This is a genomic window from Chryseobacterium soli, from assembly GCF_000737705.1.
GTDB classification, from domain to species: domain Bacteria; phylum Bacteroidota; class Bacteroidia; order Flavobacteriales; family Weeksellaceae; genus Chryseobacterium; species Chryseobacterium soli.
Genome location: NZ_JPRH01000004.1, coordinates 431,584 through 446,969, shown reverse-complemented (window position 1 = coordinate 446,969; position 15,386 = coordinate 431,584). Strand labels below are relative to the sequence as shown.

Annotated in this window: 11 protein-coding genes; 7 read left to right on the top strand and 4 right to left on the bottom strand. The window is 35.9% G+C overall.

The features are described 5' to 3' along the window. Positions 1-4: 4 nt before the first annotated feature. Positions 5-1,576: a M20/M25/M40 family metallo-hydrolase gene (locus IW15_RS12365; RefSeq protein ID WP_034711612.1), complete on the top strand. Its 1,572-nt coding sequence runs from the start codon at positions 5-7 to the stop codon at positions 1,574-1,576. A gap of 24 nt (positions 1,577-1,600) precedes the next feature. Here the strand turns inward: IW15_RS12365 and IW15_RS12360 are convergent, their stop codons facing one another. Next, positions 1,601-2,152 carry an RDD family protein gene (locus IW15_RS12360; protein WP_034711611.1) on the bottom strand — a complete coding sequence of 184 codons (552 nt, stop codon included), beginning with the start codon at positions 2,150-2,152 and terminating at the stop codon, positions 1,601-1,603. A 10-nt stretch (positions 2,153-2,162) separates the two neighbouring features. After that, positions 2,163-4,286: a Tex family protein gene (locus tag IW15_RS12355; protein WP_034711610.1), complete on the bottom strand. Its 2,124-nt coding sequence runs from the start codon at positions 4,284-4,286 to the stop codon at positions 2,163-2,165. Between the two features lie 308 nt (positions 4,287-4,594). Here IW15_RS12355 and IW15_RS12350 point away from each other — a divergent pair, with 308 nt between their 5' ends. Then, the gene (locus IW15_RS12350; RefSeq protein ID WP_034711609.1) at positions 4,595-5,134 is read left to right on the top strand and encodes a type 1 glutamine amidotransferase domain-containing protein; all 540 of its coding nucleotides are present in this window, start codon (positions 4,595-4,597) and stop codon (positions 5,132-5,134) included. 152 nt (positions 5,135-5,286) lie between these two features. Beyond that, positions 5,287-5,547, top strand: coding sequence for a DUF1294 domain-containing protein (locus IW15_RS12345; RefSeq protein WP_034711608.1), 261 nt, complete (start codon positions 5,287-5,289; stop codon positions 5,545-5,547). Positions 5,548-5,581: 34 nt separating this feature from the next. Here the strand turns inward: IW15_RS12345 and IW15_RS12340 are convergent, their stop codons facing one another. Together IW15_RS12340 and IW15_RS12335 are read right to left on the bottom strand one after the other, a co-directional pair. Continuing rightward, positions 5,582-7,237, bottom strand: coding sequence for a glycosyl hydrolase family 28-related protein (locus IW15_RS12340; protein WP_034711607.1), 1,656 nt, complete (start codon positions 7,235-7,237; stop codon positions 5,582-5,584). Between the two features lie 207 nt (positions 7,238-7,444). Further along, complete coding sequence (locus IW15_RS12335; RefSeq protein ID WP_034711605.1) at positions 7,445-8,947, bottom strand: hypothetical protein; 1,503 nt, start codon at positions 8,945-8,947, stop codon at positions 7,445-7,447. 310 nt (positions 8,948-9,257) lie between these two features. On the opposite strand from IW15_RS12335, the gene typA reads away from it, so the two are divergent. The 4 genes from typA to IW15_RS12315 all read left to right on the top strand — a co-directional run bounded on the left by typA (position 9,258) and on the right by IW15_RS12315 (position 15,383). Then, entirely contained in the window at positions 9,258-11,063 is a 1,806-nt protein-coding gene (gene typA, locus IW15_RS12330; protein WP_034711603.1) for a translational GTPase TypA, read from the top strand. Positions 11,064-11,193: 130 nt separating this feature from the next. Next, positions 11,194-12,804, top strand: a complete 1,611-nt coding sequence (locus IW15_RS12325) for a glycoside hydrolase family 10 protein (RefSeq protein WP_034711602.1) — start codon at positions 11,194-11,196, stop codon at positions 12,802-12,804. A 231-nt stretch (positions 12,805-13,035) separates the two neighbouring features. Then, on the top strand, positions 13,036-14,562 hold the full coding sequence (locus tag IW15_RS22035) for a response regulator transcription factor (protein ID WP_084681423.1): 1,527 nt from the start codon (positions 13,036-13,038) through the stop codon (positions 14,560-14,562). Between the two features lie 113 nt (positions 14,563-14,675). Then, on the top strand, positions 14,676-15,383 hold the full coding sequence (locus tag IW15_RS12315; RefSeq protein WP_034711600.1) for a hypothetical protein: 708 nt from the start codon (positions 14,676-14,678) through the stop codon (positions 15,381-15,383). The last annotated feature ends 3 nt before the right edge of the window (positions 15,384-15,386 follow it).

Below are 15,386 nucleotides of genomic sequence, written 5' to 3'. Positions count from 1 at the left end.
AATTATGAAGATAAATACTTTTTTTGCAGTACCTGCAGTACTACTGGCCGCTCAGTTTTCTTGGGCTCAGGGACCGGTAAATTCAAAAGAAAAGCTTAATCCTGTTATCGAAAATTTCGTTAATGAAATCAACCGCAGCTCTCAGCTTGAAGATATGGCGCATGAGCTTCTGGACGGAATCGGACCACGTCTGGTAGGAACTCCGGAAATGCTTGCTGCCAACAACTGGACGGCAGATAAGCTGCGTTCTTGGGGCGTAGAAGCCAATCTCCAGCAGTTTGGAACCTGGAAAGGCTGGCAACGCGGAATTACCCATGTAGACATGGTCTATCCAAGGGTGAAATCATTATCTGCGACGCAACTGGCGTGGAGCCCTGCAACAAAAAGAGCAATTGAAGCAGAAGTGGTGGTCCTTCCAAAAGCAGCATCTAAAGCAGAGTTTGATCAATGGCTTCCGTCTGTAAAAGGAAAAATTGTGCTGATGGCGCAGTACCAGAAGATTGGCCGTTCGGATGAACAGATCAAAGAATTTGCAACACCGGAATTGTATGAAAAACTGAGAGCCCAAAAAGAACAGGATTCAAAAGACTTCCGTGATTATGTGAAAAATATCGGCTACGATAACAATACGCTTCCTGAAGCATTGGAAAAAGCCGGAGCCGCCGGGATTGCCATTTCCAACTGGACCGGAATTATGGGGGCTAACAGAATTTTTGGGGCTAAAACATCCAAAATTCCAATGATTGATATCGATGTAGAGGATTACGGAATGCTTTTCAGAATGGCTGAAAAAGGAAGTAAACCTAAAATTAAAGTAGAGGCTCAGTCAACCGTTCTTCCGGATGCAAAAACCTTCAATACAGTCGGAATCATTAAGGGAAAAGAAAAACCTAATGAATATGTTGTCCTTTCTGCCCACCTGGATTCATGGGACGGAGCGCAGGGAGCTACAGATAACGGAACAGGTGTTCTTACCATGCTTGAAACCATGAGGATTTTAAAGAAGTATTATCCTAACAACAAAAGAACCATTGTCGTGGGATTATGGGGGAGTGAAGAGCAGGGACTGAATGGTTCCAGAGGTTTTGTAGCTGATAACCCTGAAATAATGAAAGGAGTTCAGGCAGTATTTAATCAGGATAACGGAACCGGACGTGTGGTGAATATCAGCGGACAGGGATTTGTACATGCCTATGATTATATCGGTAGATGGCTGAACGGAGTTCCCAAGAATGTAAGAGATCAGATCAAAACCGATTTTCCGGGAATGCCGGGCGGGGGAGGCTCTGATCATGCATCGTTTGTTGCAGCGGGTGTGCCGGGATTCTCTCTAAGCTCGCTTAACTGGGGGTATTTTGGATATACGTGGCATACGACAAAAGATACGTATGATAAGATTGTTTTTGATGAGGTGAAGAATAATGTCATCTTAACGGCATCATTGGCCTATATGGCCTCAGAAGATCCCGAATTTACGAACAGAGAGAAAAGAGAAATGCCTTTGGATGATAAAGGACAGGTCACAAAATGGCCAGAAGTAAAGCAACCGAGGAGAGATTCCAGGGATTTTAAATAAAAAAGAAAGTAGCTTAATTTTAAGCTACTTTTTTTCTTCTAACAGTTTTTTGATTTTCAACAACTGAATTTCTTTGATAATATATGTTTTGCACAGTTTGTTGTTCATGTGCATACTTAAATCCGTTCTAAAATGTGTTTGAGTTCCAAATGCAACATCTTTGGTGGTGTATTCTGAAAAGGAAGGATAGAAGTTGGATAAGCACAAAAAATTTCTTTTTAACGATGTAGAAAAATTGGGGAAATTTCCAAAATCGTCAATAACAATCATTCTAAAAATCCTTTTTCCTAAGGTTGTTCCCCAAACTGTTTCGGTAACACTTCCAAGAATAACTACTGATGGGATTGAAAACAAGAAAGATAGAATTGGAGCCTGTTTAAAAATGAAAAGAAAAATAAGAAAGAAAGGGATCATATCAATTATTTTCGCCCATTCTCTTTGTTTTTCACTACCTGAAAAATCAGCTTTGAAAGGTAAATCATATTCAAATTCATTATAAATACGGTTACCTCCTAAATCAAAATTTCGGGTTGCTCGGCGGACTATTTTTCTTTCTTTTAATTCTGAAATTCTCATGAATTTTTAATTACAGAATCATACTTAACTGAATCCTTTTTCTTGCTTCATCCACTTCGGTTACTTTTACCTGAACATGCTGGTGAAGCTTTACCACCTCATTCACATCAGAAACAAATCCATCTTTAAGCTGGGAAATATGAACAAGGCCGCTTTCTTTGATTCCAAGATCCACAAAACATCCAAATGCAGTAATATTATTTACAATTCCCGGGAGGATCATTCCTATCTTTAAATCTGTGATCTTCTTTACGCTAGGATCAAATTCAAATACTTTTGCAGCTTTTCTGGGGTCTAGTCCTGGTTTTTCAAGCTCCTTTAAAATATCTTTGATTCCTAAAATTCCAATGACTTCCGTAATATAATTTTCGGGTTTTATGAGGGCTATTTTTTCTTTGTTGGCGATAAGTTCAGGGGTTTTGATACCGAGGTCTTTAGCCATTTTTTCAACAATTCCATACGCTTCCGGATGTACAGCAGAATTGTCTAAAGGATTTTTTGCATTTGCAATTCTCACAAAGGCAGCTGCCTGCTGAAAGGCTTTTTCACCCAGTCTTGGAACTTTTTTCAGTTGCTTTCTGTCTTCGAAAGCCCCATTTTCTGTTCTGTAATTGACAATATTTTCGGCCATTTTCTCACCGATTCCGGAGACGTAGCTTAACAGTGATTTACTGGCTGTATTAAGATTGATTCCTACTGAGTTTACACATTTCATGACCGTAGAATCCAGTTCGTTTTTTAATTGGGTCTGATCTACATCATGCTGGTATTGCCCAACACCGATAGATTTGGCATCAATTTTAACCAATTCCGCCAAAGGATCGGCCAATCTTCGGCCGATGGAAACCGCACCACGTACTGTGACATCATAGCTTGGAAACTCTTCTCTGGCAATTTTACTGGCAGAATATACGGATGCGCCTGCTTCTGAAACCACAAAAACCTGCAATGGTTTGTCAAAAGCAATTTTTTTAATGAAAAACTCTGTCTCACGGCTGGCTGTTCCGTTTCCGATGGAAATTGCTTCAATATTGTAGGCATTCACCATAGACCGGATTTTTTTCATCGCCATTCCGGATTCATTCGGCGGAGCATGTGGATAAAGGGTTTCATTATGAAGAAGATCTCCTTTTTCGTCAATGCATACCACTTTACAGCCACTTTTGTAGCCGGGATCAATTGCTAAAATCCTTTTTTCTCCTAAAGGCGGAGCAAGCAGCAACTGGCTTAGGTTTTCAGAGAATATTTCAATGGCTTTCTTATCTGCTTTTTCTTTGGCTTCCTGGAGGGCTTCGTTGGATATGGCAGGCTCAAGAAGTCTTTTATAGCTGTCTTTAATGGCAATGGCAATCTGTTCCGAAGCTTCGTTATTGGATTTAATCACTGCATTTTCGATAAACTCAACGGCTTCTTCTTTGTCAACTCCTACATTCACTTTTACAAAACCTTCAGTCTCGGCTCTGAGCATTGCTAATAGCCTGTGGGAGGGCGTTCTGCTTAAGTTTTCATCCCATTCGAAATATTGTGAGAATTTCTGAGCAGCTTCTTCATCTTTTTTAGCCTTCACGACTTTAGAGGTAACCACTGCTTTACGCTGAAACAGGCGGCGCAGGTTTTTACGGACATACATGTTTTCATTGATCCATTCTGCCATGATATCTCTTGCACCCTGTAATGCCTCTTCTTCGGAAGAAACCTGATCATTGAGGTATTTTGATGCCAGAGTCATCAGATCACCGGTTTTCTGGCTCATAATGATCTTCGCTAAAGGCTCGAGTCCTTTTTCTTTTGCGGTATCGGCTTTTGTTTTTTTACGTTTTTTAAAAGGAAGGTAAAGGTCTTCAAGCTCCTGAATATCGAAACTTTCTTCTATTCTCTGTTTAAATTCCGGCGTCAGTGCATTCTGTTCTTCAATTGATTTTAGAATGGTTTCTTTTCGTTTTACAATCTCGTCAAACTGTTTACTGATCTTTAAAATTTGCTCAATCTGAACTTCATCCAGATTTCCGGTCTTATCTTTTCTGTAACGGGAAATAAAAGGAATAGTACAGTCTTCAGATAATAACTGAAGGGTTGCATTGATGCTTTTTTCGGATATATTGAGCTGCTTTTGTATAAATTCTACGGTCGTCATTGTTCTGTTTTCGGATGGCTAAAATAGCATTTTTGGAATGAAAAAAGGCGAGTTTTCCCGTAATGCCTATTTTTTATATCTGTTCAGCTCTGGAATAATTTTCTTTATAAACTGGGTTTTAAAGGAATAAAATTTTAGAATGCAATATTTTATGTTCACAGAAAAATATTTTTAGTTTTTTTCAAGTAAAAGAAAGTTAATATTTTAAATTGGAATAAATAATTTAACAACTTTTAATAATTAAAATAATTATAACGGCATTATTTTTTCTTTTAAGCTTAGATATAACACCATAAAAATATAAAAATATGTCTAAGAAAATTGCCATACTGGCTACCCACGGATTTGAAGAAAGTGAATTGAAATCTCCTAAAGAACATTTAGAGCAACAAGGCTGGATGGCCCATATTATCAGCCCTGAATCAGGCTCAATAAAGGCTTGGGCAGAAAAAGACTGGGGAAAAGAATATCCGGTGGATAAAACTCTTACTGAAGCTTCTGCATCGGATTATGATGCATTGGTATTGCCGGGAGGAGTAATTAATCCCGATCAGCTGAGAACAAATGATCAGGCACTGGCGTTTGTTAAGGATTTCTTTCAGCAGAAAAAGCCGGTGGCAGCAATTTGTCATGGTCCTCAGATTTTAATTAATGCTGAAGTTGTAGAAGGAAGGAATATGACTTCTGTAGATTCGATTAGCAAAGATTTAAAAAACGCAGGTGCTTTATGGGAAGATAAAGAAGTTATCGTAGACAAAGGATTGGTAACGAGCAGAACACCTAAAGACTTACCTGCTTTTAATGTTAAAATGGTAGAAGAAATTAATGAGGGAAGACACGGAGCATAATACCTATTCTTTTTTATAAATTTTACAAAGAAATGATTTCCAGGATACTGGAAATCATTTTTTATTGGGTAACAATGGCTTAGAGAACCAGCAATCACTATGATTTTAAACCATTGTGATATTCGTCCTAATTTTATCTTACTTTTGCATATATGATAGCTATAGTTTTGATTTTTATCAATATAATATGTTTTGCAATATTCGGGTTAGATAAAAGAAAAGCGGTAAAACATCAACAAAGAATCTCTGAGAAAACACTCTTAATTCTTACCTTTTTTGGAGGTACAATAGGGTCCATATTAGGCATGCTTGTTTTCAGACATAAGATTTCAAAAAAATCTTTTCTGTTGAAATGGGGATTGGTTGTTCTTATTCAAATCGTTTTCATTTATGGATGGAGTGTTTACTACTAAAGAAAGACATTCCAAAAGAGCTGTCTTCAAAAAATTAAGGTTCCATTGTAATGGTCTTCCATGTTCCACCTAAATAGATCTGCGAAACATTGTTGGTTTCATCATAAAAAACATGTCCGTTGGGTGGAGCTGCATTTCTAAGAGTGAGTGGAGCACTCTCTCTCAGCCAATGGAAGTTCCAGTTATATAAAACATCAAAATGATTACTGGTGAATGTATTGGTATTTTCTTCGGTGGTATGAGAAGGTCCCATAACGATCGTATATCCGGAAGAATTGATGAATGTGTTACGTTCAAAAATAATTTCTGAAGAAACCCCTCTGATGAAATAGAAAAAGAAGTCGTTAGCATTGTTTGCTTCAGAAACTCCTTTTAATTCATTGTTTTTAAACTGGAAATTTTTGATGTTAAAACAACTGAAACTTACCTGTTCTGTAAGACCTAGTTTGTGAAATAAATTCCGCTCCATATAAATATTGGAGATGTAAGACTTTTCTGCAATATTATCGGGTTCTTCATAAGAAATAATACATGAACGATCAAAATTACTAAACTTATTATCAAAGATTTTCACATTCTTTGATGCGGTTATCGTCATTGCCCGGTTATCAAAACCTGGAGTACCTTCGAAAATGTTATTCTGTACGGTTACCATACAATCGTTTAACTCGTCAAATGATGTAGCTCCTCTGGAGGTAGAGATGCAAATGGCATTTGCACTGGTGCATTCAGAAATGTAATTATTCTCAATGACAATATTGCCACAGTTTGTAGTAATTTTATTGATAATGATAGAAATTACTCCTGGACTTCCACCGACATTTTTAAATGTATTATTTTTGATAGTGATATTTTTAACAATATGGAAATCATGTGTATCAGGTTCAATGTCAATGGCACCAGGCATTCTCGGGATTATTTTACCATCGATCGTAATGCGTTCATCTAAGCTACAATTTGCAAATGTACATTCTTCAATAACTGCAGTATTACAATCTATAATAGTAATTCCATTTCTATTGGCATGATTAACGCCGTCGAAGTGACAGTTTCTGACAAATACTCTTTCATTATGTCGCTCTAAACCTTCTATATTAGAACTTCCAATATAAATACCATCTCCTCTGAACTGGGTAAAGTAGCAGCTTTCAATGATCACATCACTCACCGCATTAAGATTCATAAGATGTTTAAATTCAGAAAACTGATTGTTTACACTTTTAAAATGAATATTTTTAACGGTGATGTTTTTTATGTTATCATTAACATTATCAGTTCCGCCGCTACCACTGTTTGCAGATATACACCAATAAGCATTGTCGTCCATTTCGAAAACAGTATCTTTTCCTATTCCCAACAGATTGGAATTGTTTAATAAATTCAATCCAGATCCCGTAATTTTATATCTGCCTTCCGGAAAAAATAAGATTCCATTGATCGCAGCAGATTTAGTAATTGCTTCATTGATTTTATTCGTATCATCAATTGTTCCATTACCGGTTACTCCAAACCATATCGCATTAACGATATTTTCAATCAGGATTCTGCGGTAATACTTGCCAGTCACTTTTTTGTAAATAATATCATCACATAAAGCATCGGTAACAGCGCTGCCTTCATAGGTGAAATCTGTTTCTAAAAAGCTTGTCCATTCTCCGGTGAATGGGTCATTTAATTCAATTGTTGTCATGTATGTGTTGGTTAATTTGTTAATTAATGATTATATACATTCCTGCAGGAAATCTATAAGTAAAAGTAAGGGTGCACAACGACAGAACTCGTCGTATTATTTCTTGTTTTAAAGAATATGGAGGATGCTTGAATAAAGATTATGGACCACAGAGAAACAAAAAACACCTCCAAAAGGAGATGTTTTTTAACACTAGACCTACAAGTCTTAAGCATTTATAATTCCAAACGGTTTCCAGGTGTTTGTTCCGTCGGTGGTATTTACCCATCCGATAGGTGCATCTACAGCAGGACCTATGTTTAAAATGATATCACCACGTTTCCACTGGGAAGAAGATGTAGTAGGATAAGCATCAGCATACGTTATTTTTACTTTTCCTAGATGAAGAGAATCATTTAGATTTTGATAATACACGGTTCCTAAATTATCATTGGTGATAAAGTTGCTGACAATATTAGGTTCAATTTCCGACAGACATTTGTTGTTGCTGATAGTGGTTTTTAATCCTTCAAGAGCTCTGATATCGTAGGCTTTAAAGTTTTTTACAGAATTGCCTCTTACGTCATCATACAATGACCCTGCACCAATGATATTCACACCAATTGATACTACATCGGCTTCACTATTTTCATAAATAAGGATATCATTATCAATAATTTTATGTCCTCTAACCATTAAAGGATTGACAATACTATTGGCTGAATATATTCCATATCCAGGTTTTCGAAGAGCAATGTAGTTGCTGTTTATATTCCAGTTATAACAGTCATTTAACATAACAATTCCTATATGTTGACAGAAATCAATCATACTGTTCATGAAATTTACATGAGATATTTTCTCTGCATAAATGGCTTCATAAGCCCCATAAATTAATGTGTCAATAATTCTCCAGCCTTCTTTTTCCGTCCCTTCTCCCTTTTCTCCTAAAAACCAGATTCCTTTACTATCGGCAGTGGTGAAATCAAATGAAAGTGAAGTATTATTGGATATTTCATTGTTAACTGATTTTCCTTTAACAAGAATTCCTACTTGGCAATTTAATGTTTTAAGAGTCTGAATTTGAGATGTCCACATGTAGTTTACTTCTAATGCAGTTTGATAACCGTTAATAAATATATTTCTTAAGGTAATATCATTAATGTATTGTGTATTTGTACCAACTATTTTGATTCCTGTTAAAGCATTAGAGGTAGTAGCATAAGGAACTCCATTCCCGATGGCGAATCCCTCTAAAACTACACCAGATTTATTAATGATAATTCCATTGTTATTATTTGTTAAAAGATACGGTCTGTCAGGTCCAATTCCTACTGTTCCAGAACTTTTTATTTTAATTGCCTTATTGATTTGTATTGGAGTATAGAGCATATATCTTTTATTTTCAAGATTTAAAACTTGACCGGCTTCCATTTCGTTAATTAGTAGCTGAATTTCAGCGGAATCATCTGTATTTCCATCACCATGAACTTCTGCAATTTTAATAGAAATATCATTAGTGACAACTCTTTTATAGTATGCAACTGAACCATCACTATTTGCCTTAATAAAGGATAAGTATTTTCCATTTGGAACAGAAGTATCCTGTTTTTTTAAATTGACAATTTCTCCACTAAACTCGTCGAGTAATATTACAATATCCTTATCTAAAGAAGGATCCTGAGTACCAATAAATTCTGAAATCGTTAATAAATTTAAATTGTTTGACATTTTTTTTGTGATAAAGGTTAATAATTAATTATATACATTCCTGCAGGAAATCTATAAACCAAAAGTAGGGGTGCACAACGACAGAACTCGTCGTATTATTTATTGTTTCAAAAAATATGGTGATGATTACTCATTTAAACTTAATCTTATATTTTTAATTTATCATTCGGAAAAACTCATAAATGATTCTATTTTAGGGCTTTAACGGGTGTTTTGATTTAACGCTCTCATTATGAATTTGTTAAATAATTAATCTTGTTATCAATTAATTCATTAAAAAACACTATTTTTGCACCCGTAAAAATCATTCATGCAAAACATTAGAAATATTGCGATTATCGCACACGTTGACCACGGGAAGACGACTTTGGTTGATAAGATTATTCATGCTACTAACATTTTCAGAGAAAATCAGGAAAGTGGAGAATTAATAATGGATAACAACGATCTTGAAAGAGAAAGGGGAATTACCATTTTATCTAAAAATATTTCTGTTACTTATAAAGACGTTAAAATTAACGTAATCGACACTCCTGGTCACGCCGATTTTGGTGGTGAAGTAGAGAGAGTTCTTAAAATGGCAGATGGGGTAATTCTATTAGTAGATGCTTTTGAAGGGCCAATGCCTCAAACAAGATTCGTATTGCAAAAAGCATTAGAATTAGGGTTAAGACCATTAGTTGTTATTAATAAAGTTGACAAACCAAACTGTCGTCCTGACGAAGTTCATGATAAAGTATTTGATCTATTCTTTGCTCTTGAAGCTACTGAGGAACAATTGGATTTCCCAACGTTCTACGGTTCTTCAAAACAAGGTTGGTTCAATACATCATTAGAGCAAACAGAAAATATTTTCCCATTATTAGATGGTATCTTACAATACGTTCCAGAACCGAAAGTTGAAGAAGGGAATCTTCAAATGCAGATCGTTTCTTTAGATTTTTCTTCTTTCTTAGGAAGAATTGCTATTGGAAAAGTAATCAGAGGAGAGATCAAGGAATCTCAATGGATTGGTTTAGCCCAGGCAGACGGTAAAGTATTGAAAGGAAAAGTAAAAGAACTTTACGTTTTTGAAGGATTAGGTAAGAAAAAAGTTACAGAAGTAAAAGCCGGAGATATCTGTGCTGTTGTAGGTTTTGACGCATTCCAAATCGGTGATTCTTTCGTAGATCTTGAAAATCCTGAACCATTACCAAGAACTTCTATTGATGAGCCAACGTTGAACATGACGTTCTCTATCAACAATTCACCTTTCTTTGGAAAAGATGGAAAGTATGTAACTTCTAATCACCTAAAAGAAAGATTAACTAAAGAATTAGAGAAAAACTTAGCATTAAGAGTTGAACAAACTGGAGATGCAAACACTTTCTTGGTTTTCGGTAGAGGTATTCTTCACTTGTCAGTTTTAATTGAAACAATGAGAAGAGAAGGATATGAAATGACCATTGGCCAGCCACAGGTTATCTTGAGAGAAATCGATGGAGAAAAATGTGAGCCTTATGAATCTTTGGTAGTAGACGTACCGGATGAATATGCTTCTAAGGTAATCGACTTAGCTACTCAGAGAAAAGGTGACCTTCACGTAATGGAAACTAAAGGGGAAATGCAGCACATGGAATTCGAAATTCCTTCAAGAGGTTTGATCGGATTGCGTTCTCAGATGCTAACTGCAACTGCTGGTGAGGCTATTATGGCTCACCGTTTCACAGAATACAAGCCTTTCAAAGGTGCTATTCCAGGAAGAAGTAATGGAGTATTGGTTAGTAAAACTCAAGGTCCGGCTACAGAATATTCTATCGCTAAACTACAGGATAGAGGTAAGTTTTATGTGGATCCGGGTGAGGAAATCTATGCAGGTATGATCATCGGTGAACAAAACAAACCTGGTGACCTAGTGATAAACATCGTTGAAGCAAAACAGCTTAACAACATGAGAGCTTCAGGAAAAGATAAAGATACTGGTGTTGCACCAAAAATCTTATTCTCTCTTGAAGAATGTATGGAATATATCCAATCTGACGAAGCGATTGAAGTTACACCAAACTTTATTCGTATGAGAAAGAAAGTCCTTTCTGAAGAAGAAAGAAAAAGAATGGAAAGATCTGGGAAAGCTTAATAAAACCCATATTTATACATATAGAGCCCCGAATTTCGGGGCTTTTTTTATTTAAAAATTAGATGGTAATTCATTTTATTATGATATTTTTAAAAGATTAAAAAAAATATTTAATGTAGTTTTGCAGCCTATGAAAATGAATCAATTAAAGCTTGTTTTTTTATTAGGTATTTTTGCGTCATACAGCAGTTCTTGCTCTGTGCAAAGCAATACCGTAAAAACAGTTCCCAATAAAACTCCGACAAAGCCAACTAAAACTCCCACAAAGCCACCAGTACCTGTGGTTACCAAGCCGGTGCCAACTGTAACTCCCACAGACGAAATTTTTAAAGTAAACCTTCCTGCCATCAACCGGGAATTCCGTGGGGCATGGGTTGCGAGCGTGGCGAACATCAACTGGCCTTCAAGAAATAATCTTTCCGTAGAACAGCAGAAAGCAGAAGCGATCAGTATGCTGGAAACTTTGAAAAATAATAATTTCAATGCCGTAATTTTTCAGGTACGTCCATCTGCGGATGCCCTATATACAAGCTCTATTGAGCCGTGGTCTTACTTCCTGACCGGTGAAACAGGAACTCCTCCCTATCCGAATTATGATCCTCTTCAGTTTTGGATTGATGAGGCCCATAAAAGAGGGTTAGAGCTTCATGTTTGGTTGAATCCTTACAGAGCTCATCATACCAATGGAGGAGCCGTTAATGGACTGTCAATGGCCAATAAGCTGTCTGATATCGTTGTAAGGTTAAAGAACGGAATGTATTGGTTTGATCCTTCCAATCCTAAAACACAGGGACATGTTTCCAATGTGGTGAAAGATATTGTGAAAAGATATGACATCGATGCAGTGCATTTTGACGATTATTTTTATCCGTATGCCACTTACAATAAAGGAGCAGACTTTCCGGATAATGCTACATGGAATGCGTATGTACAAAGTGGCGGCACCTTATCCAGAGCAGATTGGAGGAGAGATAATGTAAATAAATTTGTAGAAAGAATCTATAAAGAGATCCATGCCGAGAAAAATTATGTACGATTCGGAATCAGTCCGTTTGGAATATGGAAACCTGGGTATCCTGAAGGCGTTGTAGGTTCTTCCCAGTATGACGAACTGTACGCTGATGCAAAATTATGGCTGAACAAAGGCTGGGTAGACTATTTTTCGCCACAATTGTACTGGCCGATCGAATCAAAAGGTCAACCTTTTGAAGGCTTACTCAACTGGTGGAAATCTGAAAACACCATGAACCGTCACTTGTGGCCGGGATTGAATACAGTAGAAATAAAAGTTTCGGACCGACCTACAGAAATTAAAAATCAGATTGATATTTCGAGACAGGTATTGAAAAGCGATGCCGGAGAAATTCACTGGAGTATTGCAGGGTTAACAAAAAATTCAAATATGCTTCCGACGTTGAAGAATGGACCGTATCAAGAAAAAGCGCTCGTTCCGAAAAGCCCGTGGATAAAAGCATTGCCGCTCCAAACTCCCACGTTATTTATCAATGACAATGGAATTGCCGTACAGGCAAGCTGGAGCAGTAAAAAAATCGGTGATGTTTTCCAGTGGGTACTTTTCACCCAATACAATGGAGTTTGGGAAACAGATATTCTGACATTAGATACTCTTTCAAAAGAAATTCCTAAAAATAAAGACGGGAAAATACTAAATGCCGTTGCGATAAAAGCCATCGACCGATTAGGAAATGAAAGCGACTATATGGCGAAAAAAATAAAGTAAAAGATTTACTTTTAAAAAATAATAAAACCAGTTCTTGAATAGGACTGGTTTTTATTATGAAATTGTATAGAATCAAAATTGTTTCTTTTACAGATAAATCTCTTGCGTCTATAGAAAGTTATTGTTGACTGTATTTTATTAGTAAATTTAGTTGTTCATTATAGTTTTGGGATACATACTGTATCAGATCGGTTTAATTGTATTGAACGTACATTTTAATTATTTTTTCTTATGAAAAACTGCTGTATTGCTTTGTTTTTATTTTTGTTCATGAGTATTCATGCTCAGAATCCTATCGATGATTTCAAAAAAATGTCTGAAACGAACCCGAATCAGGCCTTACATAGCTGGGAAAAAGTATATAAAAATGCTGATAGTAAAGATAAAATTAATACTTTATTATATGTTTCCCAGGCTTACCTTTTAACCGGAGACCATAAAAAAGGAATGGCATTCATCAACAGGGCAGAAAATGAATCCGGGAGTATAAATGATCCGGCTGTTACAAGTGATGTGCTGCTTCATAAATCGGGAACGTACGCCGTGATGGGATTACTTGCCGAAGCAGAGCAATATGCAAGGGAAGGGTTGGAAACTGCCGGAAAAATAGAAGATCCCAAAATTAAAAACAAAATGACCGGAGATCTCTATTATCAATTAGCTCTCTACGATATTTTACAGAAAAAAACAGAAAAGCCTGCTGCACTTTTAAATAAGGCTTTTAAATTTTACAACAGGTCCGGTTTGTCAGAAAGAGAAAAACTGTTGAGATACAGTACAGGATATTATAATTTGGGAAGCATCTATCTGGATACCCAAAAAGATTCGGCGTATTATTATTTTAAGAAAACAGTACAGATTCCTGATATCAGTTCAAATCCCTTTATTTTAAATCTTTCCTATAACAATCTGGGAGTTCTTGAATACCAAAAAAACAATTTAAAAAGTGCTTTAAATTACCTTAATAGGGCCACTTCTTATCTTCAGAAAGTAAAAGACCCCAATCTGAGTACAAACTATGCGTTATTGTCCAGCATATACGATAAAAATGGCAATCAGGATAAGGCTTTATTCTATAAAAAAAAGCAGGAGGAATTTGAGAAAACATTGAACAACTCCCAAAAAGAAGCAGTGAAATATGCCTTCACCTTCCTTGAAAAAAGCAGACAGGAAACCGAGGCTAAAGCGGGACGTATTAAAATGATATTAATTGGTGCATGTGTTCTTTTTACCATATTGTTGTGTATTATTTTATATTATAACCGTCAAAAAAATAAAAAGCAAAAGTTTCTTTATGAAAACATTATTAAGAAACTGGAAACTAAGACTATTTCTGATGATCAAGGACACAAATTTCCCTCAAAACAAGTAAAAGAAATGAATATTCCAGAAGTCAGGGAAAAAGATATTTTGGAAAAACTTAAAAAATTTGAAGAGACGGAAAAATTCATTAACCCAAAACTTAGCCTTTCACTTTTGGCATCGCAGTTTAATACCAATACAAATTACCTTTCCGAAGTCATAAACAGTAGTAAAGGAAAAAATTATAACGCATACATTAATGAATTGAGAATCGATTTTATATGTTCAAAAATCATTAATGATCCAGCATATAGAAACTATAAAATCAGTTACCTTGCGGAGGCCTGTGGATTCTCTTCCCATAGTGTTTTTGCTACGAATTTTAAAAATATAACCGGAATTTCGCCTTCGGATTTTATTAAGCAGACTAAAGATAAAAAAGAATTAATTTATTGATTTTTAATTGATTGTGTAGTGTTTTTCTCTTTATTTATTCATGATTTCTAAAACACTTTTGTTGTAAAGTAAGATATTCACGCTTAGGTTTGCAACATAAAAATACTTTTAGAATGAAAAAAATGACAATGCTTTTATGCTGTTTCAGTTTGCAGATTTTATTTTCACAGGTAGGAATTAATACCAGCAACCCACAGAAAATGTTAGATGTTAATGGAAACTTTTCTTCCAAATATCAGGATGCTTCTACAGGGTTATTTTATGAGCTGACCAATTATAAAAATGATTTAGCAGGCAGCCCAACTACAACCATGAGTATTGCCAATAACAGCAGTCTTTCTGCCGCAACAGAATATTCTTTATTGGGAATCGGGAAAGGAGCAGGTAATTTTGTCGTAAAAGATGCAAATGGGATATCTGTTTTACAATTTAATGCAGGAATTACAGCTTTTATAAGCCAGACTACTACTGCCTCTACTAGTTTTTGGGGACAGAGTACAGGTTCTAACCCTTATTCAAGAATGGAAGTGGGTAATGCATCAGGCGCTTCGGCCAAAGTAGAGACCAATACAACGAATGGAATACAGTTTACGGCTAACAGTATATCCGGGACAACACAATCTACCTATAGTTTCCCTGCTGAGACAGGAACTAATGGTCAGATTATGGCTTTAAATGGTAATACAACCTCATTGACAGGAAAGCTGCAGTGGAAAAACATTTCTGATATTATGATTCTGAAATCACCCAATGGAAGCTGCTACAAAATAACCGTAAATGATTCCGGCGTATTATCAACATCATCTATTGCCTGCAATTAATTT